The sequence below is a fragment of the Paraferrimonas haliotis genome (assembly GCF_002282895.1).
GTDB classification, from domain to species: domain Bacteria; phylum Pseudomonadota; class Gammaproteobacteria; order Enterobacterales; family Shewanellaceae; genus Paraferrimonas; species Paraferrimonas haliotis.
Window position 1 is genome coordinate 163,821 of the sequence record NZ_NRRB01000005.1, and the last position, 26,925, is coordinate 190,745.

Annotated in this window: 21 protein-coding genes; 6 read left to right on the forward strand and 15 right to left on the reverse strand. The window is 44.5% G+C overall.

Going from position 1 to position 26,925, the window contains the following annotated elements:
- Position 1 precedes the first annotated feature (1 nt).
- On the forward strand, positions 2 to 1,774 hold the full coding sequence (locus CLC91_RS11645) for an acyl-CoA dehydrogenase C-terminal domain-containing protein (RefSeq protein ID WP_095500454.1): 1,773 nt from the start codon (positions 2 to 4) through the stop codon (positions 1,772 to 1,774).
- A gap of 48 nt (positions 1,775 to 1,822) precedes the next feature.
- Here CLC91_RS11645 and dacB read toward each other — a convergent pair whose 3' ends face one another.
- The gene (gene dacB / locus CLC91_RS11650) at positions 1,823 to 3,214 is read right to left on the reverse strand and encodes a D-alanyl-D-alanine carboxypeptidase/D-alanyl-D-alanine endopeptidase (protein ID WP_095498938.1); all 1,392 of its coding nucleotides are present in this window, start codon (positions 3,212 to 3,214) and stop codon (positions 1,823 to 1,825) included.
- On the reverse strand, positions 3,195 to 3,365 hold the full coding sequence (locus tag CLC91_RS15045) for a hypothetical protein (RefSeq protein ID WP_095498939.1): 171 nt from the start codon (positions 3,363 to 3,365) through the stop codon (positions 3,195 to 3,197). Before CLC91_RS15045 ends, dacB begins: the two co-directional genes overlap by 20 nt.
- A 178-nt stretch (positions 3,366 to 3,543) precedes the next feature.
- On the opposite strand from CLC91_RS15045, the gene pssA reads away from it, so the two are divergent.
- Positions 3,544 to 4,878, forward strand: a complete 1,335-nt coding sequence (pssA, locus tag CLC91_RS11660) for a CDP-diacylglycerol--serine O-phosphatidyltransferase (RefSeq protein ID WP_095498940.1) — start codon at positions 3,544 to 3,546, stop codon at positions 4,876 to 4,878.
- Between the two features lie 40 nt (positions 4,879 to 4,918).
- On the opposite strand, the gene gloA is transcribed toward pssA, so the two are convergent.
- Positions 4,919 to 5,329 (reverse strand): lactoylglutathione lyase, encoded by a 411-nt coding sequence (gloA, locus tag CLC91_RS11665; RefSeq protein ID WP_095498941.1) that lies wholly within the window; start codon positions 5,327 to 5,329, stop codon positions 4,919 to 4,921.
- Positions 5,330 to 5,647: 318 nt separating this feature from the next.
- Here gloA and rssA point away from each other — a divergent pair, with 318 nt between their 5' ends.
- Positions 5,648 to 6,625 (forward strand): patatin-like phospholipase RssA, encoded by a 978-nt coding sequence (gene rssA / locus CLC91_RS11670; RefSeq protein ID WP_095498942.1) that lies wholly within the window; start codon positions 5,648 to 5,650, stop codon positions 6,623 to 6,625.
- On the opposite strand, the gene CLC91_RS11675 is transcribed toward rssA, so the two are convergent.
- From CLC91_RS11675 to CLC91_RS11725, 11 genes are all read right to left on the reverse strand, one after another.
- Positions 6,622 to 6,984: a rhodanese-like domain-containing protein gene (locus tag CLC91_RS11675; protein WP_095498943.1), complete on the reverse strand. Its 363-nt coding sequence runs from the start codon at positions 6,982 to 6,984 to the stop codon at positions 6,622 to 6,624. The genes rssA and CLC91_RS11675 overlap by 4 nt on opposite strands.
- 16 nt (positions 6,985 to 7,000) lie before the next feature.
- On the reverse strand, positions 7,001 to 7,720 hold the full coding sequence (locus CLC91_RS11680) for an SIMPL domain-containing protein (protein WP_095498944.1): 720 nt from the start codon (positions 7,718 to 7,720) through the stop codon (positions 7,001 to 7,003).
- Positions 7,721 to 7,750: 30 nt separating this feature from the next.
- Positions 7,751 to 9,211, reverse strand: coding sequence for a sodium/proline symporter PutP (putP, locus tag CLC91_RS11685; RefSeq protein WP_095498945.1), 1,461 nt, complete (start codon positions 9,209 to 9,211; stop codon positions 7,751 to 7,753).
- Positions 9,212 to 9,314: 103 nt separating this feature from the next.
- Positions 9,315 to 10,013 (reverse strand): DUF3379 family protein, encoded by a 699-nt coding sequence (locus CLC91_RS11690; RefSeq protein WP_095498946.1) that lies wholly within the window; start codon positions 10,011 to 10,013, stop codon positions 9,315 to 9,317.
- The gene (locus CLC91_RS11695) at positions 10,006 to 10,572 is read right to left on the reverse strand and encodes a sigma-70 family RNA polymerase sigma factor (RefSeq protein ID WP_095498947.1); all 567 of its coding nucleotides are present in this window, start codon (positions 10,570 to 10,572) and stop codon (positions 10,006 to 10,008) included. The genes CLC91_RS11690 and CLC91_RS11695 overlap by 8 nt, the downstream gene beginning before the upstream one ends.
- Positions 10,573 to 10,623: 51 nt before the next feature.
- Entirely contained in the window at positions 10,624 to 12,300 is a 1,677-nt protein-coding gene (locus tag CLC91_RS11700) for a BatD family protein (RefSeq protein WP_158220736.1), read from the reverse strand.
- The gene (locus CLC91_RS11705) at positions 12,300 to 14,252 is read right to left on the reverse strand and encodes a VWA domain-containing protein (protein WP_158220737.1); all 1,953 of its coding nucleotides are present in this window, start codon (positions 14,250 to 14,252) and stop codon (positions 12,300 to 12,302) included. The genes CLC91_RS11700 and CLC91_RS11705 overlap by 1 nt, the downstream gene beginning before the upstream one ends.
- Positions 14,242 to 15,267 (reverse strand): vWA domain-containing protein, encoded by a 1,026-nt coding sequence (locus CLC91_RS11710; RefSeq protein ID WP_095498950.1) that lies wholly within the window; start codon positions 15,265 to 15,267, stop codon positions 14,242 to 14,244. The genes CLC91_RS11705 and CLC91_RS11710 overlap by 11 nt, the downstream gene beginning before the upstream one ends.
- Positions 15,260 to 15,718, reverse strand: coding sequence for a DUF4381 family protein (locus CLC91_RS11715; RefSeq protein ID WP_095498951.1), 459 nt, complete (start codon positions 15,716 to 15,718; stop codon positions 15,260 to 15,262). Before CLC91_RS11715 ends, CLC91_RS11710 begins: the two co-directional genes overlap by 8 nt.
- Before the next feature lies 1 nt (position 15,719).
- On the reverse strand, positions 15,720 to 16,634 hold the full coding sequence (locus tag CLC91_RS11720) for a DUF58 domain-containing protein (RefSeq protein WP_095498952.1): 915 nt from the start codon (positions 16,632 to 16,634) through the stop codon (positions 15,720 to 15,722).
- 1 nt (position 16,635) lies between these two features.
- Positions 16,636 to 17,592 (reverse strand): AAA family ATPase, encoded by a 957-nt coding sequence (locus tag CLC91_RS11725; RefSeq protein WP_095498953.1) that lies wholly within the window; start codon positions 17,590 to 17,592, stop codon positions 16,636 to 16,638.
- A 198-nt stretch (positions 17,593 to 17,790) separates the two neighbouring features.
- Here CLC91_RS11725 and fadI point away from each other — a divergent pair, with 198 nt between their 5' ends.
- From fadI to CLC91_RS14910, 3 genes are all read left to right on the forward strand, one after another.
- Positions 17,791 to 19,101, forward strand: coding sequence for an acetyl-CoA C-acyltransferase FadI (fadI, locus tag CLC91_RS11730; RefSeq protein ID WP_095498954.1), 1,311 nt, complete (start codon positions 17,791 to 17,793; stop codon positions 19,099 to 19,101).
- Complete coding sequence (gene fadJ, locus CLC91_RS11735; RefSeq protein WP_095498955.1) at positions 19,101 to 21,239, forward strand: fatty acid oxidation complex subunit alpha FadJ; 2,139 nt, start codon at positions 19,101 to 19,103, stop codon at positions 21,237 to 21,239. Before fadI ends, fadJ begins: the two co-directional genes overlap by 1 nt.
- 613 nt (positions 21,240 to 21,852) lie before the next feature.
- Positions 21,853 to 22,401 carry a hypothetical protein gene (locus CLC91_RS14910; protein ID WP_143812012.1) on the forward strand — a complete coding sequence of 183 codons (549 nt, stop codon included), beginning with the start codon at positions 21,853 to 21,855 and terminating at the stop codon, positions 22,399 to 22,401.
- 193 nt (positions 22,402 to 22,594) lie between these two features.
- Here the strand turns inward: CLC91_RS14910 and CLC91_RS11755 are convergent, their stop codons facing one another.
- Entirely contained in the window at positions 22,595 to 26,899 is a 4,305-nt protein-coding gene (locus CLC91_RS11755; protein WP_095498959.1) for an EAL domain-containing protein, read from the reverse strand.
- Between the last annotated feature and the right edge of the window lie 26 nt (positions 26,900 to 26,925).

Below are 26,925 nucleotides of genomic sequence, written 5' to 3' on the forward strand. Positions count from 1 at the left end.
CATGAACGGATATAAAGCCCCACTAGCGGACATGCGATTCCTGTTGGATGATGTCTTTAACGCCCATAGCTACTGGCAAACAATGCCTGCGTTTGAAGAGGCCGTGGATTTGGATACGGCGCTTGCCATTCTAGAAGAATCGGCCAAGCTCAATGAGCAAGAAGTGGCGCCATTGGATCGTAATGCCGATGAACAGGGCGTGGGCTTTGAAAACGGTTTGGTAACGACACCCGATGGCTTTAAACAAGCTTATCAGTCTTTTGTGGAAGGCGGATGGGTAGGACTTTGTGGTAATCCTGACTTTGGTGGGATGGGTATGCCCAAAATGCTTGGCGTACTGACCGATGAAATCGGCTATGGAGCGTCAAATGCGTTACAACTATATTCTTCGTTAACCGCGGGGGCGAGTCTGTGCATTAACGCTCATGCCAGTGAAGCGCTCAAACAACGCTTCCTTCCTAATTTATACGCCGGTACCTGGACGGGTGCTATGGATATGACAGAGCCTCAAGCCGGCTCCGACCTTAGAGGTATACGCACTAAAGCGGAACTGCAAGCTGATGGCAGTTATCAAATCTCGGGTAGCAAAATTTTTATTACCTCTGGTGATAACGATCTCGGTGAAAACGTCATCCATTTAGTGCTAGCGAAAGTCGCCAGTGAACGAGGCTTATCAAAGAACATCTCTCTGTTTCTTGTTCCGAAAATCAATGTGAATGACGATGGCTCATTAGGGGCTCCTAATGGGGTGACGGTTGGCTCGATTGAGCACAAAATGGGCTTAAAAGGCTCTGCAACTTGCGTTATGAATTATGACAATGCGCAAGGTTATCTTGTTGGTCAAGAAGGTCGAGGCTTGGCTTGTATGTTCACTATGATGAATTACGAACGGTTATCTATTGGCCTGCAAGGGCTTGGGGCCAGTGAAATGGCTTATCAATTAGCCAGTAATTACGCTAAAGAACGCAAACAAGGTGTTGCCGCCGACAAGTCTTTGCGCAGTGGTGAGTTTAGCGACAGTTTGTTGGTGCATGCCGATGTTCGTCGTATGCTGCTCAACATGCGCGCATTTAACGAAGCAGGTCGAGCCTTATCGATGTACGTAGGCTTGCAGTTGGATTTGGCCAATTATGCTCAAGGCGACGTGGCTATAAGCGCCAGTGCAAAAGTTGGACTACTAACCCCATTAGCGAAAGCGTTTCTGACGGATCGTGGCTTTGACAACACGGTCCATGGCCAACAAGTATTAGGCGGTCACGGGTTCATTAGAGAGTGGGGCGCAGAGCAACTGGTTAGAGACAGTCGTATTGCCCAAATATACGAAGGCACTAATGGTATTCAAGCGCTGGATTTATTGGGGCGTAAGGTTTGCGCCAATGGTGGCCGAGACTTAACCGAGTTCGTTGACGAGCTCACTGCTGATATTGCAAAGCTTGAGCACCTTGATGATGAGTTTAGGTCGCAAACATTGGAAGCATTCGCTCGATTGCTGACGGTTTCCAATGAAGTCATAGAGGGTGCTAAGCAGGAGCCCAATTTAGTTAATGGTGTTGCCGTGGATTACCTTAATGGCTTTGGCTACTGCTTACTGGCCTATTTTTGGCTGAAAATGATGGCGGCAGCAAATAAACAAGACGATGCCAAGTTCGCAACCAAGAAGCATCAGGTCGGTCACTATTTTTTTATTAAGATGTTGCCCCTTGCTCATCATCATTTAGGGCAAGTTGTTTCCGGTAGCAACAGCATTATGGCGTTAAGTATTGACGATTTTTAAGCGATTATGTTTTACAACAAAGCCAACCTTAGCGGGTTGGCTTTGTTGTTAATCCGTTTGATTAATTAAGGCTTTAAGAAGAATGGGCTCACTGCTGACTTCGAGTTTGCCGCCATTTTGTAAATAAACAAACGCGTAGGCAGGCTTGCCTTCAGTGTTCAAGGTGTATCCAGCCAAACCATTAACCCCGCGCATGGTTCCTGTTTTAGCGACTACCCGCTGCTTTAGCGGCGCTTGCCCAAAGCCTGTTTTTCTTCTCAAAGTACCGGATTCACCGGCAATAGCAAGCGCCTGAGTTAACTCAGTAAACTTCGGGTTAGCTTGTATCAATTGCAGTGTTTGTAATAACTGTTGGGCACTGATTAAGTTATATCTTGACAGTCCTGAGCCATCGACAATGACTGCATCAGACATATCGATACCCAAACCTGTTAAGGTTTGAATTACCGCGACAGAGCCACTGGTAAAACTTCCTTGATGAGCAAAATAGTGACTGCCCATTTGCTTAAAGGTGGTATCTGCTATTAGGTTATCCGAATCGGTGAGCATGGTGACCATTAACTCATGCAAAGGCGCTGATTGATGTTGAGCGAGCACTCGTCCATAACTTGCCTGTTTACTGTAAGATATGGGGGTCGACAGACTAATGCCGGCGTCTTTTAGAAGGCGCTCTATGGTTTGATTTACAAAGTCCCTAGGGTCGCTTAAGGCAATCTCAAGATTGAGTCGATTACGCTGGGTTAAACAACCGATGACGTTAAATCGATTACCTGGGAAGCTTTCAATGTGAAGGTCGCAAAAGTCGTGAGGTTGTGCTTGATAAGATGCGTCTGTGCTCACTGAGATGGGCAGAAAACTGGGGTGAGAGACACGAGTTTCATTGCCGAAACTGGTGAGTTGAGCTGAAATGCAATTTCGATCGAGTATGTAGCCAGAAATTGGTGCTGCGAAGCATATTCCTAAATCGTCCCAAACCCATCCAGGAGCGTGGTATTGGCTTGACTGGCTGCTGTATAAGCTTAGAGAATCAATACGCCGCACACCTTGCTTTTGCAGTGCTCTAATTAGGGCACGTAGATCCGTCGTGGTTAAACCGGGATCACCGCTAAATTGTATTTGTAAATTAGCTAGATGTTGTGGGTTGGCGGTTGTTTGTGCCACTAACTTGGTATCGAAGCGATAATTTCGTCCTAAAATTTGATACGCAGCAACGGCGGTTAACAATTTTTGGGTACTTGCTGGGGTCATCAATCCATGACGATTTTCGTTGAGCAGATAGTTGTTTTTGCCTACTGGCTGGACGATTGCTGCTACTTGAGCATGATCCGGTTTCACTAAGTCAAACAGCGGCTTTAACTCGAGGTCGGCTGCGAAACTAGAAGAAAAAGGGATGCAAAGAAGCGCTAAAGCAAAAGTTCGATTAATAACTGTCGTCGTCATCTTTTTCCATCAACCGATAAAAACGAAACGTTACAAAACCCACCAGTATTAAAAATAACGGTAACAGTAAGGGGCCTAATTGAGTCTTAAATTGAAACATTAACAGGCCCGCAAGCAATGCAAGCAGAATGACAGTGATATTGGATTTCATGGTTACCTCGTAAAACAGCCGTTAGTATATCGCAACCTTCATCACATAAAACAGTTATCCTTAAGCGCTTTGAGAGCTTTGCTTACATTTCCCTCATAAAAGGCTTGATTCGACAGGACATTGCGCGGTATTTTTGCAGGTTAAATTTAGATTATTAAGCAAAAGTCGTCACTCGTAAATGGTACGTTCCAACTCACAACTAATTGCAGCCACTACCGGTTTCGCTATGGAAAAGGGGCAATTGACAAGCATCCATAGCGCTAAGTCTTTTCGTAAACAACTGCTGAATGAAATTGAGCAGGCGAATCAGCGTATCCTATTATGCGCTTTGTATTTGCAAGATGACGAAGCAGGGCGCGAAATCTTTGATGCGCTGATTGCTGCAAAACAAGCTAAGCCTCACCTCAATATCAAAGTGTTGGTTGATTTTCATCGAGCTCAACGCGGTCTGATTGGTGCAAAAGAGCAGGGCGGCAATGATCGCATGTATCAAACCAAGCTCAAACAAGCTGGCGTTTGTTTTGATGTGTTTGGTGTGCCGGTCAAGAAACGTGAATTGTTAGGCGTACTTCACCTAAAGGGCTTCGTTTTTGACGATAAAGTCATCTATTCCGGTGCAAGTTTAAACGACGTCTATTTACACAAACACGAACGCTATCGAAGTGACCGTTACTATATTATTCAACAGCCTCAATTAGCCGATAGCATGGCTCAGTTTATAGAGCATCAATTAATCGTAGACGCTGATATACAAAGCTTGATAGACCCTAAGTCTTATTCTAAAAACGAACTCAATCGCTTTGTTCGTCGCTATAAAAAACGTCTTAGTAGTGCTGAATATATGAATGGCCGTCGTGCAGAAGGCGCCAGAATCACACCGTTAGTGGGGTTAGGGCGCCGCGCTAACAAGCTGAATCGCATAGCCTTGCAGTTAATTAAAGATACTGAGCACTCGTTATTCATTTGCACGCCCTATTTCAACCCTCCCAGAGCTGTTGAAAAAGCGTTAGGTACTTTGTTGCGCAATGGTAAGCAGATGACCATTGTTGTTGGGGATAAAACCGCTAACGATTTTTTCATTCCAGAAGGGGAGCCGTTTAATCTTATCGGAACGGTGCCTTACCTGTATGAGATTGCGCTGCGAAAATTCGCCAAGCGCTTTCAATGGGCTATTGATGCGGGCCTACTAAATCTTCACCTGTGGCAAGACGGTAACAACAGCTACCACTTAAAAGGGATTTCGGCGGACAATTGTCGCCATTTAATAACCGGTAGCAATTTAAACCCAAGAGCGTGGGGCTTGGATTTAGAAAACGGATTACTGTTACAAGATCCGAAAGGGATATGGCAACAAGACTTCAACGAGCAACAGCAACTGATTCTTGACAAAGCATCGAGGCTGGAGAGCTATCGTTCGTTGGCAAAAGCGGAAAGCTATCCCGACGAAGTCAAACGCATTCTAACGCGTATATCGCGCCTAAAGGCCGGTTTTTTGCTGCGACAGGTTCTGTAGAAATTGGCCAGTCGCCTTAACAGACGACTGGCATAACTCGTTAGCCAAGAGCCGATTCTGCTTGGCGGCGCTCGATAAGCTCAATTTTATAACCGTCAGGATCTTCTACGAAGGCTATTACTGTTGTGCCGCCAGCCACAGGACCAGCAGGTCGAACGACCTTGCCGCCACCGGCACTGATTTGCTCGCAAGTTGCTGCAACGTCGTGAACGCCAATGGCTAAGTGGCCAAAACCTGTACCTAAGTCGTAGCGGTCGGTATCCCAGTTAAAGGTCAGTTCAATAACTGCCGCGCCTTCAGACTCAGTGCCATATCCTACAAATGCTAGGGTATAACGATACTCGGGGTTTTCACTCTTACGAAGTAACTTCATTCCCATTGTTTCAGTATAGAATTTTATACTGGCATCTAGGTCACCGACGCGAATCATAGTATGTAGCAATTGAGGCATGAAATACTCCTGAAATTTAGTCAAATAAAGTAACAGCCAATACCTTACCAAAAAGCACTAATAAAAGCGTGATCTAAGTCAATTGGCTATGCTGCCATTGCAGACTCTTAAGGGCTTAGTTGTTACTCTTGCTTAAAATAATCACTAGTTAAGCTCGGAGTTTCTGAATATGTCGTTAAACTTAAAAGTTGCTTTAGGAACCGCATCTTGTATCGCCGTGGTATTGGCGTTTTTCGGTTATTGCATTTTTATGTAAACTAAAATCTACCAAAAGGGGCGCAGTGAGCGCCCTTTTTTGTCGCAAATCGGGGATTAGACATGCATGTGAAGATTGGGATAGCGCTAGGAAGTGGAGCAGCAAAGGGCTGGGCTCATATTGGTGTCATCAAAGCCTTAGAGGAGTTGAACTATCAACCTAGCTTTATTGCGGGCTGTTCTATTGGCGCGCTTGTTGGCGCCGCGCATGCTAACCAAAATCTCGCGAAGTTGGAAGATTGGGTACTCGGATTTTCGAGTTGGGATGTGCTGTCATTGATGGATTTTTCACTGCGGCGCAGTGGGTTAATCAGTGGTGAGAAAGTATTTGATGCGCTGCATAAGCAAATCGGAAATGTGCGCATTGAAACATTAGCCATTCCGTTTACCGCGGTTACCACGGATCTCTACCGTGGCCAAGAAATCTGGTTTAGCAAAGGTGATTTACGACAAGCGGTTCGAGCCTCGTGCTCGATGCCCGGTATTCTAGCCCCAGTAGAGCTGGACGGAAGATGGCTGGTGGACGGCGCAGTTGTAAACCCGGTTCCAGTTTCGACCTGCCGAGCAATGGGCGCTGACGTGGTTATCGCCGTTGACTTGCACGGTGACCGGCGACACCGTGCTGTAAACGAGGCGGTGCAATTAGAGTCTCACGCTGCAGAGGTTGCTAGTGATACAAATTCCACAGATGAAGTTGCAGAGTCGCCCACTAATAAGCCATCGTTTGTCGATTTATTAGCCAAAGGCAAAGACTACGTCGCCAAGTTAACTCACCAATTGGATCATAAACACAACCCGGATCCCAATATGATGGCGGTAATGAGTCGTTCTATGGATATCTTGGAGCAGCGCCATAAACGCGCTAGGCTGATGGGCGACCCGCCTGAAGTCATCATTTCTCCGAGGGTATCCGACATTGGTACCATGGAGTTTCATAGAGCGAAAGAAGCTATCGACGCGGGCTATCAAGCAACGATGGCGGTTAGACACCTAATCGAAACTGAAATCGACAGCTATCGAGCCTCTTGCCAAAACCATTAATCTTCAGGTTTATTGTTTTGCAGTTGCGTTAAGCCGCCGCCATTATACGCGTTGTTATAACCCAATTCAGTTAATGCAGTGGTTGCTTTACCGCTGCGATTGCCGCTGCGACAATAAAGAACTATATCGGTATCTTTACTCAAATTTTGCTGTTGAGCCCATTGCGCGACCTGTTCATAGGGCACGTTAACGGCACCTTGCAAGTGACTTTGAGCAAATTCTTCAGGGGTACGCACATCGAGAATGATTGCGCCGCTTTTTATCTGTTGCCAGGCGTAGTTTGCATCTTTAGGTTCAGGGGCAGCGGCCCAGGCGCTACTCCATATCACGAGTAGTAACGCACCAATCAGTTGTTTCATGTCTTGAGCTCCTATATTAGTTGTCGGTTAGATAATAGGTAATAGTAGATACTACCCGTATTTTTTTTATGTGTGGCGTATTGCTGTCTCGAGCATTTATGGAAAATTGACCTTGGCTGGCCGTTTTTATTTTACCCAGTTGAGAGTCGCTATCTGACGCAAATTTCAGAGCGACTTGGCGAGCGTTCTTGGTGGCTTGCTCAATCATGGCAGGTTTGATTGAATTAAGATCGGTAAACAAATACTCAAGTTTATTGCGATAATCATTTTCACCACTAATAGCGATGCCTTTAGCACCCAATTCTAGAAGTCGATTACGATTTTTTAAGAGTAGGTTAACTTGGCTCGTATAAAGCGTGACAGAAGCGAGCGCACTATAACGAAACTTCAAATTTGGATCGACGTATCCTTGTGCTTGGTTATCTTGGATGGTTGGCAGTGATAAGCTAATTTCGCTGGGTTCGAAACCAATCTCTAACAATAAGTTTTGGATAATTTGATTGTTTCTCTCGGTTCGCAGCACCAATTGCTCTAAATCATTACCTGCTTCAGTGTAACTGATAGGCCAAATAGCAGTATCAGCAAGCACTTCGCGCTCAGCGAGCCCTTTAACCGTTACTTGTCGTTGCAAGTTTTGAATATCCAGAAGGCCATTGCTGACGATAAAGGCGGCACCTAATAATCCGATTGCGATGGCGCCCCCCAGCAGAAAGGCACCTATTTTAGACGACGTCATGAATTGTTCTCCTACTGCTATTGGTTAGCTTTATTTTAGTTGAGCTTGGTACTCATCAAACCCTTTCAAGCTGTGCTCGTTGTTATTGGGGCTAAGTTTAGAGACTAACCAGCCAGCTAAAGTAGCAAAGACGAATCCCGGCAAAATTTCATACAAGTCGAATAGGCCACCATGTAATTGTTTCCAAATGACGACAGTGATAGCGCCTACGATTAAGGTTGCCAAAGCTCCGTTACGACTATAATTACGCCAGAATAAGCTAAGAAGTACAACGGGGCCAAAGGCCGCGCCAAAACCAGCCCAAGCGTAGCTCACCAATCCCAGCACATTAGAATCAGGATTAAGCGCAATGAGTGCGGCCACTATCGCAATTAACAAGACCCCAAAGCGGCCAACGCGCATTAATTCGTTATCCTTTGCGTTAGGGCGAATCCACTTTTTGTAAACGTCTTCTGTGATGACACTTGAGCAAACCAATAGTTGGGAATCAATGGTGCTCATAATGGCCGATAAGATGGCAGCGATTAAAATACCGGCAACCCAAGGGTTAAACGCTACTTGCGTTAAGTGAATGAATACGGTTTCCGGGTTTTCTAAGGGTTCATTTGCGAAGAAAATAGCACCTACTAAACCGGTCACTAAAGCGCCAATTAGGGCGAAGGTCATCCAACCCATTGCAATATGACGAGATAGAGCAATGTCTTTTATAGAGCGAATGGCCATAAAGCGGGACAGAATATGAGGTTGTCCGAAGTAACCCAGTCCCCATGCCAGAAGCGATACTAATCCGATGACGGTTGTATCGGAATTAATCAGGCTGTACATGTCCTCAGGCAATTGTGCAGTTGCCGTGCTCCAGCCTCCCAGTTCTGATATAAGACTAATGGGAACAAAAATTAACGCCAATAACATTAAGCAACCTTGGAAGAAGTCTGTCCAACTGACCGCAAAAAATCCGCCAACAAAGGTATAGGTAACGATAACTGCGGAGCCAATAAGTAATGCTGTGGTGTAATCTAAACCAAATACTTTCTCGAATAAAATGGCACCACCTACCAGCCCTGATGACGCATAGAAGGTAAAAAAGAGTAAAATCACGATAGCGGCAACCGTTCGCAGACTGCCGCCTTTATCTTGAAAGCGGCTTTCTAAGAACTCGGGAATGGTTAGAGCATCATCTGCACTTTGGGTATACACACGCAGTCGCTTGGCAACGATGAGCCAATTTAACCATGCGCCGAAAATTAACCCAAAACCAATCCATGCTTCGCTTAATCCACCGAGGTATACAGCACCGGGAAGGCCGAGAAGCAACCAACCGGACATGTCGGAGGCACCAACACTGAGCGCAGTTACCGCGGGCCCCATCTTACGCCCCCCTAGAATGTAGTCACCGACGTTGTTTGTGTTGCGATAGGCGATGAAGCCTACCAAAATCATGAGCGCAAGGTAGCCTACAAAGGTTATTAGGATTGGGGTTTCAATGGACATCTATCGGTCACTCACATGTTGTTATTGTGAGGGATATCCTAACAGAAGGAGGGGGGCTGTCATCTTTTATTCAAAAGCGTGATGGACAACCCACTTTGTTTGGTTAAATACTGTACAGATTTGTATCAACTTGTTGTTTAACCGTATCAATAGCGTGACTGTTTTCACCCACAATCACTAACAAGTTGCGCTGCTGCTCGATAGTGAGCCCTTTAAATTCTGCTTCATTAAATTGCGCTTGCTGCAGCAGTCGATCATTTTTAGGCACGATAAAGACAGTAACGGGTCCGGATTCCGTTTGCACAATCCAGTGCAAGCTCTTCACGCCTTGAAAGTCACATTCTTTGGCGTATACGACGCCATCGAGCGGAGCGTGTGTCGCCTCTCCATATCTCGCGAGCTGCACCTGCAGTTGATTTGGCTCTATGGGACTGGTTTTACTCAGTGCCGAACGTTCGTGCATTACATGTGCGATGGCTTGTTGGCTTAAGTCGATGGGTGCCGTGCGCATAACATTGAGCGTTAAGCCTGCAACAAAGGCAATGGAGGCGGCCATGGATACCCAAGTCGCTATCTTTCTTCGTTGAGCTTTGTGACTATGAAGCTTTTGGTTCAGCAATAATTTATCAGCTAAATTGTCATCAACCGGTATAGCAAAAGCCTCTGAAATTTGATGATCCAGCTGTTGCAAATCTTCCACAAAGGCTTTTCGGTCAGGATTGGCCGCAACAGTCTCTTGGAAGTCGGCTTGCTTGCTATTGGGATCTGAATAGGCCTCTCGGCGGAACTTGAGCTCATCCATTTCGACTACCTCTAATATTGCTGCTGGTTTCTAATGCTTCTTTTAATTGACTTCGTGCTCTAAACAATCGGGTCATTACCGTATTACGATTCAAACCAAGTAATTCTGCTATTTCGTCGCCGCTGTAACCTCCGACGACTTGTAACAACAACGGCTCACGGTATTCCTCGGGAAGCTTAGCAATTTGAGAGCGAATTTCGGTTCGCTCAATCTGCGCCTCCAGTCCTAACGTGACATTATCTTCAATGGTTTCTTGCTCAACGTCACTGTATTGAAATTGCTTACGCTCAAAGCGACGGGCATTTTCCCTTCTCAGGATGGTAATGAGCCAAGATTTAGCAGCCTTTTCATCCTTGAGCGAATCGAGTGATTTCCATGCTCGTAAAAAAGTTTCCTGAACCAGATCTTCAGCGACTTGTTTGTCTTTTACCAGCCAGTATCCGTACCGAAAAATTTCGACATGATAAGCTCGTACAAGACTGTCGTAACGCAATTGTTTAGTAGCCATGTCAGTTAAGACCGAGGACTTTGCGTTTTTATTTCGAAAAAATGTCACCATTTATAAAATCAAATCCTTTGATGAGGAAAAAACCTAATTCGAGAGCGATTTTTAAGGATAGTCGCTTGCATGCAAAGCAGGCAACTTAGCTCCCGGTACAGCCTTTGGTTTCTGAAGCGCTTGAGCTACGTTTGTATAAAGCGCTCCTAAAATCTCACTGAGTTGCTGGCTATCTTGTTCATGACCACTGTAAGCAAGGCGCTGTGCCAGCTGTAAACATTGTCCGACTTCTGGGTATAAGTCGTTAATTTGGCTAAGGGTTAATGGCGATTCGTCGTTGCTCAACAGCTGCGATGATAATTTTATGCTCATCGGTAAGTCGATCGATGTTGTAGCCCGCTTGAGTTGCCCTAAATTAACTTGAACTTGAGTAGTCACCAGTCTGGCTTGGCCCTTTGACGCTTGTTTACGGCTGCTCATCCAAACTAACACGGTAATAAACCAACCAAACGCTAACATAGCGCAAGCAACTTGCCATGGCCATACTTCGGTAGCAGGTGGATTAGGTGCAGGTGTATCAATTGCAGAGATAACCGGCCGGCTGGCTTCTGATTCCACAACCGTTAACTGTTGGGCAGCGAGCGTGGCGTACTCTGTTTGTTGGGTGCGGGGGTTATACCAAGGTAATCGTATTGCTGGAATGGTGAGTTCACCGGCTTGGGTCGGAATAATGGCTTGAGTAAGAGTTACTTGAGCGATGACCTGTTGATTACGAACGGCACTTTTACGCTGTGGCTTCTCTGGATAAACTTTAACCGATTCATTTAATTGCAATTTAGGAACGGGTATTTTGTTTACGTCCGAATTCACGGCGGTAATTTGCCATTGCAGGTTAATGGGTTGTCCGACTTCCACTTGTTGTGGCCATTGTTCATCGTTTTGGTGAATAGTCACTAAGTCGGCCACCAACCATTGACCATTAAAGTCTGCGGGTTGTTGTTGCACGGTTAATGTTAAGGGCTGAGCCTGCGCTCGCACGGGTTGACTTTCATTAAACGAAAACAGCGTGTTGGGATTGCGTTTGTTAACGACAATATCGCCATTGAATACAGCGCCGGAGAGTTCATAAGTACCGGGTTTATCTAAGGTGACAGCGTAATTGCGGTTAATAACTCGATAACGCTTTCCTTGTCGAATTTCTGTTTTATCTTGATCGTCACCAATTTGTTGAAACGATAGGCCATCGGCCTTTGGTGGTTGGATTGCTCCACGCTGCAATTCATCGCCAACCAAAAGCTCTATTTGGTAGGTGAGTACCTGGCCGACGTAACCACGGGAGTGTGTCAGAGCATTGTTAATTTTTACAGGCTGATTGGTTAGCTGCTCGGCATTCGGTTCGACAATTGTGAGGGTGAAAGGCTTACTGGTTTGGTTGCCTATTGTGACGGGTGCTATGTTAAACTCACCGGGTTTTGGGGCAACAATAATGGTTTGCCAAGTGGTGGTTCTTTTAGATTCAAAATTAATAATTTGAGTACTTCGGCGAACGCTGGTTCGGCCAACAATAAACTGACTTGATAAAAAATCACTGTTAAAGGCATCGGCTGGCATGTCTTGATCCACTTCAACCGTGAGCACAATGGGTTGATTCGCTTGTGCTGGGTTGCTGTCGACGGATACCAAGATTGCGGCATAAGCTTTGGGTAGCGATAACCATACAAGGATGGCCAGTAATACCCAGAATCCGCGTTTTCTAGCCATACCTGTTAATAATGCGTTGACTGACATTACCATTGTTGTCCTTGCTGTTGTCGTTGGCCTTGCGCTTGCCGTTTTTGATACTCGAGTTGCATTTTGTTCCTTAATAGCGTTGCCGGGTCATCGTCCACCTGATCTAATAATTGCTGCATCTCCGGCGGTAAATTATCCTGATTATTTCCTTCGTCAGTTGATGCAACCGCTTGAGAGGATGCTTGATTTGTTTGGTCCAGTTCCTTTTCGGTTAACTGGCCGGCTTGAGCCGATTCTTTATTCTCTGTTTCATTGTTAGAGCGTTTATCCGCTTCTTTAGTGTCTTTGTTATTGCGTGTTTCATTCGGCGCTTGAGGCGTTGCTTGTTGCTGCTCGCTATTTTGTGAAGCGTTAGAGTTGTGCGTAGACGATTGAGATTCATTTTGCTGCGGCTGTTGGGTTTCATCAGAGCTGAAATCCGTCGATGCTGACTCAGAGCCTTGACCGGCTTGGTTATTGTCTTTAGGCTGCTCCTGCTGCTCCTGCTGCTCCTGCTGCTCCTGCTGCTCCTGCTGCTCCTGCTGCTCCTGCTGCTCCTGCTGCTCCTGCTGCTCCTGCTGCTCCTGCTGCTCCTGCTGCTCCTGCTCCTGTTGCTGTTTTAAGCCTTGTGCCAGCTCTAAGTTGTGCTGGGCGTCTTCGAATTGAGGCGCTAACTCAAGCGCTTGTTGATATTGCTCGATGGCATCATCGATTTGTCCGGATTTAAGCAAGGCATTACCTTGGTTATAGCGAGCATTAGCTCCAGGTAACGACGAGTATAGCTGCGCAGAATGTTGAAATTGTTCGAGTCTGTATGCATTAGCAGCCAACCAAGCCTTATCTGTAAGCAAAGTGTTGGCTTTGGCATAAGCACCGTTTAGGTAGGCGGATTGACCTTGCTGTTGAGCGTTATCAAACCAACCACTGAATGGCATGGCTTGAACCTTTGGAGATGGCGCCAGTACACACATTAACACCAGGCTAAACGCCAAGCCATTTCGAAAAGCAAATAACATAGGAACCACTACTAGTAAGCACAAATAGATGCCGGCATCTTGCCATTGTTGATGCTGTTGTTGGGTTTGAGTCAATTCATGTGGCGATAGTAGCGTGGTGACAAGCTTATCGATATCGGTGTCATTGGCGAGCGCGATGTAAGAGTCAACCTGAGGCAGAGTCAACAATTGTTGTACCGGCTCTAAGTAGAGCTGTGGCAGGACTATATTGCCGCGATTGTCTTTTAACAACTGGCCATCAGAAAGCTTTACTGGCGCGCCGTTTTTAGTTCCGAAAAGGTACAGATGCAAGCGATAATCAGTTGGTTGCAATAGTTGCGCTATTTTGTACGCTTGGACTTCGGTTATCGCATCACTAATAAGTACAATATCACCATTTAAATGGCCGGCTTGGTGCAGCAACTCGATGCTTTGCTCAATGGCGAGTTGAGGAGCCGAGCCTCGAACCGGCATGATGTCTGGAGATAAAGATGGCAAAAGGTTGAGCAGTGTTTGCCTGTCATCTGTTAATGGGCTAATAACAAAAGCGTCACCCGCGAATGCCAATAATCCGGTTTCACCATCTACAAGGCGGTCTATTAGATCCCGAGTTTTAAACTGAGCCTGAGTTAATCGGTTTGGTTTGAGATCGGTGGCATACATGGATAGCGACATGTCCATTGCAATTACTCTAGCGTGAGCGTTGCTGAGCAAGGGACTGTCGACCTTATACCAGCTGGGCCCTGCAAGCGCTAATATGGATAACGTGCTCACGAGTAATATGGGAAGTGCCGTGAGGCGTTTAGTTTGGCCTTTAGTGCTCTTACTCAATAGAGTGTCTTGCAAATGACTCGCTAATAGCTTTTGCCAACCCGAGGCATTGTTATGCTGGCGCTTGAGGTAAAACCATAACAAAGCTAACACAATCAGTGCCCATAACCACTCTGGACGTAAAAAATGAAAATTAGCGACCATTGCGAACCCTGCCAATAACATTATTTAATCGCTGATACGATGCCGCTGATAAAGTGCTAATCACTTGCCAAAATATAGGCAGATAAACGCACAGCAGCGCCGCTAGTAAAGGCCAATAAAACAGCTCTGTACGTGGGCGATAGCTGGTTGCTTCCCCTTCGACCGGTTCCAATTTATCGATGGTTTGATAAATGGCTTGTAAATCTTCGCTGGAACGCGCTCGAAAATAACGCCCGTTAGTTTGCTGGGCCATTTGTTTTAAAAGTGACTCATCGAGATCTGAAGAGGTTGGGACGTTGAAACTTCCAAAAAAGCCTCGTTGTTGCAAGCTATCTGCACCCACTCCGATTGCGTAAATAACAACATCTAATTGTTGAGCTAGCTCTATAGCCTGCTTGGGTTGAATCGTACCGGCAGTGTTGCTTCCATCCGTGAGCAATACCAACACCTTATTACTGTCTGCTTTTTCACTAAAGCGCTTACTGGCTAGAGCAATTGCGTCGCCGATGGCGGTTTGATTACCCACCAACCCGATTTGCGCTTCGTTTAAAAATCTTACAATTGTGCGTTTATCCATGGTAAGAGGTGCTTGTAAGTAGGCTCTATCGCCAAATAAGATCATGCCAAGCCGGTCACCATCTCTGCGTTCAATGAAGTCCGCGAGAATGTGTTGGATCATGGTAAACCTATCGACATTATCGCCGTTTATCACCATGTCTGGGATTTCCATGGAGCGAGACAAATCTATGGCAAGCATCAAATCTCGGCCTTGTGAAGGCATAGGAATGGGTTCGCCAACCCATTGCGGGCGAGCACAGGCTAAGAGAAGTGCAATCCATGCGGCCCATAACCATTTACGTCGATGGTTGGTGGTTGAGGTTTTGCTGGCAGTAAAGGCTTGATCAAACTGCGGCAGTTGAAGTGCTCTTTGCTGAGAGTTGATTGTTTCTTTGCCTCGTATCAGAAAGGGTAAAGGCAAGAGTATTAATATCCACCACCAAATTAGTTCAAACATCAGTGACCCTCAAACTCGGTAGTTTGTTGACGATTGCAATGCTCCAAAGCTTAAGTTGCTCTATTTGACTTGCGTCGAGTGACTCGCCGCGATAGTGGCTGGTTAACCATTGCTCGATGGGCAACTCTGTGGGTTGTATCTTGTTCAGCTCTGTTAACCACAGTTGCTGATTGCTCAGTAATGCCTTAGCTTGAGGGTGGTAAACTTTAAAGCAACGTTTTAATAAATCGTTGATCCGTTGGGCGATATGAATGTCGCTAAACTCTATCGTTTGCAATTGTAATAGGGCGGACTGTTGCGCCGCTAAACGGCGATTTCTGTGGCGTAGGAAGCGATAAATGACCAACAGCAATAGTGCGACTAACAACATAATGGGCACTGCTAATAGTCCAAAAGAGTTACTTACGGATTCAGGTTCAATAATATCTCGCATTTGTGACAACGGGTCCATGCTAGCTTAATGCTCCTAGTTGGCTGGAAAGGGGCTTTGCTGCAGTTACCTGTCGATAACGAATATTGTGCTGTTGGCACCAGGTCGCTATGGCGGTTGTGTTTTGTTGTTGCAAGTGTAAATAGTCTTGATAATTTTTTTGATTCAGCTCGACGATCGAACCGTTGAGATTGACCGGCAGTTTGAAGTGCGAGGGCATAGTCAAATCACCGGTGCGAAGCGGATCGGTTACGTGAACAAGCCCTATTTCGCAATGGCGTTTAACATCATTTAATAGCCGAAGTAGTGACGGGTTTAATTGACTTCCGTCACTGACAATCCAAACCAAACTGCCTGGCTTGGCTAATCGTCGTAGACGAGCAACTGCGTGCTCTAGGTACCGTTTATTGTGGTCTTCTTCGGCACTTCGGTGAATTTGCAACATCGCTTTTATCAGCGCAAGTATACCGCTTCGCCGAGCCTTTGGCTTGAGCTCGCTGTGACCATTGTTGGCGGCTATAATCCCACCAAGCTTATCGCCTTGTTGAACAGCGAACCAGCCGAGAGTAGCGGCAACATGCGCTATTTGAACCGATTGCAGCAGCAAACTGGTACCGAAATCGCTGCAAAGGCCTAGGTCGACCAGCAAAATTACCGGCCGCTCTCTTTCTTCAACAAATAACTTGGTATGCGCTTTTCCAGTCCGAGCCGTCACTCGCCAATCAATGCTGCGTACGTCATCGCCCGCTTGATATAGACGCACCTCAGCAAACTCCATTCCTCGGCCTTTAATTGCGCTTGAGCGAGTGCCAGCGTGCAGGTGTTTGGATTTAATTCGATTGACAGGAAGCCCTTTGGCTAACGACTGGCAAGCCACTAATTCCTTGTCACAAAGATCGATGCCATTGCTGTGAATGGGTAACGCTTGATTGACCATATTAAGGTACAGCTACCATTGAAAGAATTCGATTTACAATGTTATCGACGCTAACGCCTTCGGCTTCAGCGTGATAGCTTCTAATTAATCGATGGCGTAGAGCATTCGGTACCACGGCTTGAATGTCTTCCGGAGAGACGAAGTCGCGTTGATGCAACCATGCTCGCGCTCTAGCACAGCGCTCTATTGCAATACTTGCGCGCGGGCTTACCCCAAACTCAATCCATTGGGACAACTCATCGTCATAGAGCTTAGGTTGTCGGGTAGCGATGACCAGCTCAACGATGTAACGTTCTAGGCTTGGAGCCAAATACAGGTCGAGAGCTTGCTCTCTGGCGAGCTTAATTTCTTGTTCCGATAAGGGGACGATGTTTGAAGTGCGCTGCCCTGAGGCTTCTTGACGGGATAGCCTTAGAATGTCCAGTTCAGTGTTCGCATCCGGATAATCTAATACCAAATGCAGTAAAAATCGGTCTAACTGTGCTTCAGGTAGGGGATAAGTCCCTTCATTCTCCAAAGGGTTTTGCGTTGCCATGACCATGAACAATTCAGGTAATGGATAGCTTTTCTGACCAACGGTAATCTGGCCTTCAGCCATTGCTTCCAACAGTGCCGATTGCACTTTAGCGGGTGAACGGTTGATTTCATCCGCCAACACCAGATTGTGAAAAATAGGGCCTGCTTCAAAGTGAAATTTCCCAGTTTGAGCGCGATAGATATCGGTGCCGGTGACGTCTGCTGGTAACAGATCTGGAGTAAATTGGATTCGATGAAAATCGCCTTCTATACCGTCACTTAATGCGTTGATGGCTCGCGTTTTTGCCAATCCAGGTGGACCTTCAACTAACAAATGGCCATTGGCGATAAGTGCTATCAATAAGTTTTCGGTTAACTCATGTTGTCCAATAATCTGATGATCTAGGTGGTTTTTTAGTAATTGGAAGCGACTTAAAGGCATTTACTGGTCTCGTCTATTGCGAAGAATATAGCGTTGAATTGGTATGGTAATAATTCGTTGTTCGCTTGGCTAGCCTTAAAATTCAATCAAGTGTTTGAAATTTACTTGATTGAGTTTATGATAAACATCACAAAATGGTCAGACCTGTTAAGTTGACCAAGTTTTTATTCATCAAGGACGCGAACATAAGGGGGGCCAATGAGCGCCAGCCAAGCTATCCAATCCCAACGCAGTGAACGAGTTGCGATCGTAAAAGGTTTAAGAACGCCTTTTGCTAAACAGGCTACTGATTTTCATGGTGTACCCGCGCTCGACATGGGCAAAATGGTTGTCAGTGAACTATTAAACCGAGTTGAAATAGACCCTAAGATAGTTCAACAAGTGGTGTATGGACAAGTTGTTCAAATGCCTGAAGCACCTAATATTGCACGAGAGATCGTGCTAGGTACGGGTATGGATGTAACCACGGATGCATACAGTGTAAGCAGAGCTTGTGCCACAAGCTTTCAATCTACCGTCAATGTTGCTGAATCCATAATGGCAGGCACAATCGATGTAGGTGTAGCTGGTGGAGCAGACAGTTCATCTGTGTTGCCTATTGGTGTTTCTAAGAAGCTCGCAAGAAGCTTAGTTGATCTAACCAAAGCCAAGACGTTAGGCCAACGGTGGCAAATTATTAAAAGACTGGGTTTGAAAGATCTGATGCCAGTTCCACCGGCGGTTGCTGAATACTCTACTGGCTTGTCCATGGGGCAAACCGCTGAGCAAATGGCAAAGAGTCACGGCATTTCTAGAGCGGACCAAGATGCTCTCGCTCACCGCTCACATACTTTGGCTAGTCAAACTTGGGCATCAGGCGTGTTAGCAGAAGAAGTGATGACGGCTCACGTTCCGCCTTATAAGCATTATATCGAGCAAGACAATAATATTCGTCATGACTCAAAGTTAGAAAGCTATGCCAAGCTTCGTCCAGTGTTTGACCGCAAGTATGGTTCGGTTACTGCTGCGAACGCCACACCGCTAACCGATGGCGCATCAGCGGTTCTTATGATGAGTGAATCAAGAGCGAAAGAGCTGGGCTATGAGCCTATTGGCTATATCAAAAGTTACGCCTTCACCGCAATTGATGTGTGGGAAGATATGCTCATGGGGCCTTCGTATGCGACACCGCTCGCTTTGCAAAGAGCGGGGATGACCTTAGCAGATTTGGATTTGATTGAGATGCACGAAGCCTTTGCTGCACAAGCCCTGGCTAATGTGAAGATGTTTGCCTCAGATAAATTTGCCCAAGAAAAACTAAATTTAGGGCAAGCGATAGGCGAAATAGATATGGACAAATTTAACGTTTTAGGTGGCTCGCTTGCATACGGACATCCATTTGCTGCAACCGGCACTCGCTTGATTACGCAAATGTGTAATGAATTAAAACGTCGCGGTGGGGGGGTAGGGTTAACCACTGCTTGTGCGGCCGGAGGCTTAGGTGCGGCAATGATATTGGAGGTTGAATAATGACACAAGAAACTAACGTATCGAGTTTTTCAATGACCATTAGTGACGACGGCATTGCCATGTTAAAAATGGATGTTGTCGGTGAAACAATGAACACTCTCCGAGCAGAATTTGCCGATGATTTTGATAGTATCTGGTCAGAAATAACTGGCAATAGTGCGATACGAGGAGTCGTCATTTACTCCGGAAAGAAAAATTCTTTCGTTGCTGGGGCAGATGTTCATATGCTGGAGTCTTGCTCGAGCGCGGCAGAAGCGCAAAGCATTGCTGAAAAAGGACAACAAATTTTCGATGCTATTGAACAGTCAAAAATACCCGTGGTTGCGGCTGTTCACGGAGTGGCGCTTGGGGGAGGCTTGGAACTGGCTCTAGCGTGTCATCGTCGCGTTTGCAGCGATAGCGCTAAGACTTTAATGGGGCTGCCAGAGGTTCAACTTGGTTTGTTGCCGGGCAGCGGTGGCACTCAGCGACTTCCGGCGCTTGTTGGGGTTTCTAAAGCACTCGATATGATGCTGACTGGCAAGCAAATTAGACCGAAACAAGCGCTCAAAATGGGGCTTGTGGACCAAGTTGTTCCAGAGTCAATACTAATGGACGCAGCCACGAAACTTGTGAAAGATCGAGCCTGGCAACGCAAAAAGAAAAAGGCAGGTGGTGTTGTAGGCGCGCTAGAAAGCGTTTCTATCGGTCGAAACATTATTTTCGAACAAGCCTCTAAACAGGTCTTTAAAAAGACTCAAGGTAATTACCCAGCACCAGCGAAGATTATTGAAGCCATTAAGATAGGATTGAATAAAGGCCGCAAAGCAGGTTTGGCAGTTGAGGCACAGAACTTTGGTGAGTTGGTCATGACTGATGAATCCAAAGCGCTACGCAGCATTTTCTTCGCTACCACTGAAATGAAAAGAGAATCGGGAGCTGGAGATGTGCAACCGCAACCTGTCAATAAAGCTGTTGTGCTTGGTGGCGGGTTGATGGGAGGTGGAATCGCCGCTGTCACAGCGACCAAAGCAAAGGTTCCTGTGCGGATTAAAGATATATCTGAGCAGGGGTTGAGTAACGCCCTTAAGTATGGCTATGACATTCTCAATAAACGAGTTAAACGTCGTCATATGACACCAAGTGCGCGCGATAAGCAAATGTCGTTAATGTCAACAACCCTCCAATATAACGGTGTGAAGGATGCCAATATTGTTGTTGAAGCGGTTTTTGAAGATATTGCTTTGAAACATCAAATGGTAAAGGACATAGAAGCTAATTGCAGTAGCAGCACTATTTTTGCGTCGAATACCTCTTCGCTTCCTATTGGTGAAATCGCGCAAGTCGCTGAACGGCCCGAGAACGTCATTGGACTTCATTATTTTTCGCCAGTGGATAAAATGCCGTTGGCAGAGGTTATTGCTCACGAAAAAACCTCTGCAAGCACGATTGCTACAACCGTTGCCTTTGCAAAAAAACAAGGCAAAACACCCATTGTAGTTAAAGATGGCGCAGGTTTTTATGTAAACCGAATTCTAGCCCTTTATATGAATGAAGCGGCTCAGGTACTGCTCGAGGGAGCTTCCATCAGCGAGATGGACAAACGCCTCGTTAAATTTGGCTTTCCGGTAGGACCACTAACCTTGCTAGATGAAGTTGGTATTGATGTGGGCGCTAAAATCGGACCTATTTTGCATACAAATTTAGGCGATAGGTTTGAAACGCCGGATGCATTTGACAAGTTGTTAGATGATGATCGCAAGGGTAAAAAGAACGGAAAAGGTTTTTATATCCAAAATGGTAAAACATCCTCGAAGAAAATTGTCGATGAATCGGTTTATGGTGTTTTAGGACTCTCGCCAAGTAATCAAACGATGAAAAAGCATCAATTAGACCGATGTATTATGCAAATGCTAAATGAAGCAGCCCGCTGCTATGAGGAAGGTATTATAGCAAGTCCTAGAGACGGTGATGTAGGTGCTATTTTTGGAATTGGTTTTCCACCATTTCTCGGCGGGCCGTTTAGGTATATGGATACACTAGGGCTTGAGAATGTAGTCACTAAGCTTCAATTATTTGAGCTTGAGTATGGAAGCCGTTTTAGCCCGGCAAAGCTGTTGGTCGATATGGCTGAAAAAGGCGACTCATTTTACAAGTAGCCAACGGTGTTTTTACTAAAAATTAACTATCAATAAGAAAAAAGGCATTAAATTGCCTTTTTTTTCGCCTTTAGTGCTTTAATTTTGTACAGTTTCGCTATCTAGAGTACGAGGTAATAAGCAATGCTGATGTTTGTAGTAGTCATTCAGGTATTTAGTGCACTCTTGTTTGGAAATTTTGCATTTAACCACGCTATGCCCGTATCACGCTGGGCCTTCATAGGCATGATTATGGGTCCATTTGCTTGGCCAATGTTTCAAGCCCACGTTCGGTTGAACCGAATGAAGCAATCAAGCAGTTCTTTGACGGTTTAGTAGAGCTTTATAAGTAAGCGCTAAATAAGCGTCACTTTATTGACTAATAAGTTAATTAAAAAGGGGAGCTAAAATGCTCCCCTTCTTTGTTGGTGTCATTGCTAAACTTTAATTCCACCAAGCTTTTGCTGGGATAACTTCTAAAGTTTGTAACCCTTGTGGTAATACAGCTTTTTTGCGTTGTTCTGATTCTAGGCCAAGCGCTTTTTTAATTACTTTTAACATATCCACTCTCCTATTCAGTTTTAAGCCAATTTGGTAATGTTGCGAACCCACGGTAAGCCAGCTGTTTGAGTGTTTGCGTTACGAACCCAAGGTAAGCCAGCTGTTTGAGTGTTTGCGTTACGAACCCAAGGTAAGCCAGCTGTTTGAGTGTTTGCGTTACGAACCCAAGGTAAGCCAGCTGTTTGAGTGTTTGCGTTACGAACCCAAGGTAAGCCTGCTGTTTGACTGTTTGCGTTACGAACCCAAGGTAAGCCTGCTGTTTGACTGTTTGCGTTACGAACCCAGGGTAAGCCAGCTGTTTGAGTGTTTGCGTTACGAACCCAGGGTAAGCCAGCTGTTTGAGTGTTTGCGTTACGAACCCAGGGTAAGCCAGCTGTTTGAGTGTTTGCGTTACGAACCCAAGGTAGGCCAGCTATTTGACTGTTTGCGTTACGACCCCATGGAAGGCCAGCTGTTTGAGTGTTTGCGTTACGAACCCAGGGTAAGCCAGCTGTTTGAGTGTTTGCGTTACGAACCCAAGGTAGGCCAGCTATTTGACTGTTTGCGTTACGACCCCATGGAAGGCCAGCTGTTTGAGTGTTTGCGTTACGAACCCATGGAAGGCCTGCTTGAGCATTACTAGTTACTTCTGAACTCATTTGATTTGCACTGGCTCTAGTTGTGGTTTGCACAGACGCATTAGCAGACATTGAAAAAAGAGCAGCAATCAGTAATGGAAGCATTCCCTTACGCATAATAATTCTCCGACGAATATAATTGTTTATTTTTTGACGTTAAAATTATTAAAGCAAAGGGTGTGCCAAGTTAATAGCTTGTTATGCGATTTCCATTTTTGGGGTAGGGCTATGGTTACCTTGTTCAATTAAAATTTGTTCAAATGCAGCTTCAGTCAGTGGTTTACTGAACAAGAAACCTTGCATTTCCTCACATTGTAAACCTCTGAGAATATCTCGTTGAACAGTCTGTTCGACGCCCTCTCCAACAACGATCAAGCCCATGTTATGTGCGATGGTTATAATCGAATCGACCATTTTCATATCGCGCTCTGATTCTCCAATATCAGTAATAAACGCACGATCAATTTTTAAGGTATTTATAGGAAAGTGTTTCAAGTAGGAAAGTGAAGAATAGCCTGTTCCGAAATCATCTAAGGCCAATTTGATGCCGATACCAACTAGGCTATTCATTATCTCAATAGCTCTCTCAGGATCTTCGATGACCGTACCTTCTGTAATTTCGATCTCGAGGTGCTTAGGTGGCAGCTTTGTTAATGCCAGCACAGACTCTATTCTTTGCTGAAGATCGGGAAGAGCAAATTGCTTGGACGACAAGTTTACAGCGACCCGTCCTCTGAATAACCCTTTATCCAGCCACTCTTTTGCCGCAAAACACGCTTTTCTAAGAACGAGTTCGCCAACTTCGATAATAAGCCCATTTTCTTCAGCCAAAGGAATAAAGTCGTTAGGGTTAATAAAACCGTATTGCGGATGGCGAATTCTTACCAACGCCTCCATACCTGTTAGCTTACTCGTCTTTAAACATACCTTTGGTTGATAATGAATTTCGAAATAGTCTTCTTTCAACGATTGACGAACAATATTTTCGATCTCAACTTTTTGTATGGCATCTTGATTCAGTGATTCAGAGTAGAATTGATAGCGAGAGCCGCCTGCACTTTTAGCAAAATACATAGCTATGTCTGCTTTCCTTAATAAGGATTGCTCAGAATTCGCATCTTCAGGATACAGCACAATGCCGAGTGAAGAGCTAATAACAAACTCTCCTTTATCGATAATAAAAGGCTCGTTGAATGCTTCCACCACTTGACTTGCAGTATGAGTACGCTGACTGGCATCCATGTCATTATCCATTAGAATGGCAAACTCATCTCCACCGATACGATAAACGCTTGTGGTCTTAGTCACGGTCCGGCTGATCCTATTAGCGGCCTCAACCAGTAATTGATCGCCGGCATCGTGCCCAAGAGAGTCGTTAATCTTTTTAAAGTTATCTAAATCTAGGATAATCAGTGAGTGGCTTGTGTTCTTTCTAACGAGGTTTTCGAGCGTCACTAACAAATTCGAACGGTTAGGTAAACCAGTAAGAATGTCATTGTTGGTGAGGCGCCTAAGCTCATCTTCTTGTTGTTTTCGCCGTGATATGTCATTGAAAACACCAACGTAGTGGGTTAACTCATTGAGCTCGTTGTACATAGCATCAATGGTTATTTCCATTAGATAGTTGCTATCATCACCACGAAGAGCATCAATCTCTCCAGTCCAAGAGCCTTGTTGGCGAATGAGTTGCAGTACCTGCTGAGTGTATGACTTTGGGTATCGATTAAAGTACAAAGGCTTGCCAATGAAGCTATCTCTGTCTTCAAGGGATATGCGACAACAAGCTTCATTTACTTCAACAAACTGAAACTCTTTATTCAGTATGAACATGCCTTCCGAAATATTCGCAATAGCTCGAGCAAATAAAGACAATTGCTCCTCAACGACTTTAAAGTTGTTAATGTCTTTAATTGTACCGGTCATACGGGCAGGTTTATCATTACTGTCGCGCTCAACGATTTTAGCTCTGTCTAAAATCCACATCCAATGGCCGTCTTTATTTCGTACACGATAAGTGCTTTCAAAGTGGTCAGTTCTTCCTTTGAAATGATCCTCTAACGCTTTATTGACTCTTTGTTGATCTAACGGGTGTATATTACTATCGGTTCCATCTCCGTTTCGTTGCCCATCCTGAGGGAACTCTAAAAAACCCCATATATTAGAGCGGTATATACTCCCTTTATTTATATCCCAATCCCACATCTCGTCACCGGACCCCCACAGTGAGAGTTTTAGACGTTCTTCACTTTGCGATATTAATGCTCTCGTTTTTTGCTTCTTCAAGATCGATCGGCTGAATAAATAAAGCAGTATCACAAGCAAAGATGCGTACAGCAGTTTAGCGCTGGCCGATTGCCAATATGGAGGAGTGATAGTGATGTCTACCGTCGATACATCACTGTCCTGGGAAGTCATTTTGTTTCGTGCAAAAAACTGAAGCTCGTATGAACCGGAAGGTAAGTTGGTATAGGTAGCAGAATTAAGTTGGGAAGCTTCGATCCAGGAGTTATCAATTCCTATCATTTTATAGTAGTAACTTAGGGCACTTGGTGAAGAGGACTTTGGTGATTCAAAATATATAGAAAATGGATAGTCCGAATGTTTAAGAGTAATCTGTTTATTTATATTAGGGTTCGATGTGGTGTAGCTTGTTGATAGTTCATCCAAGCGTCTATTAAAAATCCTTAAGTCTCCAACTCTGCCGAGAGCTGGCGAACTTTGACTAAAATAGCTATTAAAATCATTGATATTAATTAATGATACGCCGTTCGTTCCCCCAAAGATGATTTGGTCTTCGGATGTTGTTATCGATGAAGGTGCATGATAGTCACTTTGACTTCCATAATCTCTACCAGCGATAAAATAGTTATTAGTATCTCTGTTGTAATTAAATATTCCATTTTGTGTTGCGCCCCATATTTCATCAATGCGGAGTTCTAAGGAATACACAATTGAATCTGTTTTAACAAGTTCTTTTTCACCATTATCTGTTATTTCAAAAACCCCATTTGATGTTCCAATGAATATGCTATCAGAGTATATATCCTTTTTTATAGAGGTGACGATCATACCCTCAAGTTTAGTTTCTAGCTTTCCGCTTTTAGAAGATAGTATCTTTAACCCATTCATTGTTGAAATATACAAATAGCTATCTATTGACTTTATAGACATTGGAACTAAGTTGATGCTTTTTGCATTGATTATCGATTGTAAATTAAGAGTGAATAGTCCGTTTTCGTTAAGTTTGTATTCATTTATTATTCCATCAATTGTGCCCGTGTGAAGAGTACCATTTTCGTAACTTAACGCGGTTACTGCATTGTTAGAAAATTTGATTCTTTCCCATTTTTCGTTTTTCTTGGTTATATTGTAGAGTCCGTTGATGGAACCTAAAATTATTTTATTCTTACCGTAAAATATTGCAGATTTAGTTCCTTTAATCTGAGTGTCTATTTCATCCTTAACTTCTAAATTTAGATCTGTTATTAAGAGGTTTATGTCATCAGTGGTTAATAGCAATTCTTTGTCGTATTCATCGATAGCCCATGTGTTTTGTAGTTTCTTATCACTGTTAGTAAAGTTTTTAATTAAATTTAAACCGTAGGGGATCATATAAATCCCATCACCATTACTTGATTTCCAAATGTTTTTTTTGCTATCACGATAGGTTGCAGCTAACGAATAATCGTCATTAAAAGGTATTGAATCAATTTTCTTTAGTTTGCTGTTGAAGGTGTCTATAGACTTCGTTGAAAATGCTGTAAGCAATCCGGAGTTGTAAGTTATAGAGTAATAGCTTTTTTCAGATATTGTTTTACCGTTGGTTAAGTTTACAAGGCCTTGTTTTGTTGCAGCGATAACATCTTCATTTATAGACTCTATATGATTAACACCTTTTGCTAGAGATACTCTGTATCCAGTTGGAATGTCTAGCTTTAAGAGCTCTTTAGAAAAGCTTAATACATACAGGCTATCTTCTTTGTAAATTATTTCTTTAGATTCCTTTCCTGGTGAAAAGGTATCGATTTTTACTATTTTTCCATCTCTGTAGAGCAAGAGATTGCGACTTGTACCTATGGCAAGGCTGCCGTCCTTAGCTTCAGAAATTCGCCAAACTTCACCCCCAAATAATTGCCTACTTGAAAGAAAAGGTTCAAATTTACTTAGCGAGTTTTTTAACCTAAATATTCCGTCTGCCGAACCAACTAATAACCCTAAGCTTTTCGAAAAATGCAATGCTCGAACTTTTCTAGTTGATAAATGATTATCAGTACTCGAGTAAGACTTGAAGGTCGATCCGTTGTATCTGCTTAAACCATCTACAGTTCCAAGCCATATGTATCCATCGTTATCTTCTTCTATTGAGATAATATTTGACTGAGCCAAACCGCTTGAAGCATTGTACTTCACGATTCGAACGTCTTGCTTTGCAGCCTCGGCAAGAGGTGAGGCTAGCAGAAGAAAAACACAGAAGGCTGTATAGATTTGTCTTATTATTTTCATTGAGGTGTTGATGTGCTTTTAGCAGC

What these genes read in the sequence shown, in the direction of transcription:
- gloA (WP_095498941.1), bottom strand. Translation starts at nt 5,329, where the DNA reads ATGCCTCAATTGCTACATACTATGATTCGCGTCGGTGACCTAGATGCC.
- CLC91_RS11680 (WP_095498944.1), bottom strand. Translation starts at nt 7,720, where the DNA reads ATGACGTCGTCTAAAATAGGTGCCTTTCTGCTGGGGGGCGCCATCGCA.
- dacB (WP_095498938.1), bottom strand. Translation starts at nt 3,214, where the DNA reads ATGACGACGACAGTTATTAATCGAACTTTTGCTTTAGCGCTTCTTTGC.
- CLC91_RS11715 (WP_095498951.1), bottom strand. Translation starts at nt 15,718, where the DNA reads ATGGACCCGTTGTCACAAATGCGAGATATTATTGAACCTGAATCCGTA.
- CLC91_RS11755 (WP_095498959.1), bottom strand. Translation starts at nt 26,899, where the DNA reads ATGAAAATAATAAGACAAATCTATACAGCCTTCTGTGTTTTTCTTCTG.
- CLC91_RS11690 (WP_095498946.1), bottom strand. Translation starts at nt 10,013, where the DNA reads ATGGATGAGCTCAAGTTCCGCCGAGAGGCCTATTCAGATCCCAATAGC.
- CLC91_RS11700 (WP_158220736.1), bottom strand. Translation starts at nt 12,300, where the DNA reads ATGTCAGTCAACGCATTATTAACAGGTATGGCTAGAAAACGCGGATTC.
- CLC91_RS11705 (WP_158220737.1), bottom strand. Translation starts at nt 14,252, where the DNA reads ATGGTCGCTAATTTTCATTTTTTACGTCCAGAGTGGTTATGGGCACTG.
- CLC91_RS11645 (WP_095500454.1), top strand. Translation starts at nt 2, where the DNA reads ATGAACGGATATAAAGCCCCACTAGCGGACATGCGATTCCTGTTGGAT.
- CLC91_RS11710 (WP_095498950.1), bottom strand. Translation starts at nt 15,267, where the DNA reads ATGTTTGAACTAATTTGGTGGTGGATATTAATACTCTTGCCTTTACCC.
- fadJ (WP_095498955.1), top strand. Translation starts at nt 19,101, where the DNA reads ATGACACAAGAAACTAACGTATCGAGTTTTTCAATGACCATTAGTGAC.
- CLC91_RS11720 (WP_095498952.1), bottom strand. Translation starts at nt 16,634, where the DNA reads ATGGTCAATCAAGCGTTACCCATTCACAGCAATGGCATCGATCTTTGT.
- CLC91_RS11725 (WP_095498953.1), bottom strand. Translation starts at nt 17,592, where the DNA reads ATGCCTTTAAGTCGCTTCCAATTACTAAAAAACCACCTAGATCATCAG.
- rssA (WP_095498942.1), top strand. Translation starts at nt 5,648, where the DNA reads ATGCATGTGAAGATTGGGATAGCGCTAGGAAGTGGAGCAGCAAAGGGC.
- pssA (WP_095498940.1), top strand. Translation starts at nt 3,544, where the DNA reads ATGGTACGTTCCAACTCACAACTAATTGCAGCCACTACCGGTTTCGCT.
- CLC91_RS11695 (WP_095498947.1), bottom strand. Translation starts at nt 10,572, where the DNA reads ATGGTGACATTTTTTCGAAATAAAAACGCAAAGTCCTCGGTCTTAACT.
- CLC91_RS15045 (WP_095498939.1), bottom strand. Translation starts at nt 3,365, where the DNA reads ATGAAATCCAATATCACTGTCATTCTGCTTGCATTGCTTGCGGGCCTG.
- putP (WP_095498945.1), bottom strand. Translation starts at nt 9,211, where the DNA reads ATGTCCATTGAAACCCCAATCCTAATAACCTTTGTAGGCTACCTTGCG.
- fadI (WP_095498954.1), top strand. Translation starts at nt 17,791, where the DNA reads ATGAGCGCCAGCCAAGCTATCCAATCCCAACGCAGTGAACGAGTTGCG.
- CLC91_RS11675 (WP_095498943.1), bottom strand. Translation starts at nt 6,984, where the DNA reads ATGAAACAACTGATTGGTGCGTTACTACTCGTGATATGGAGTAGCGCC.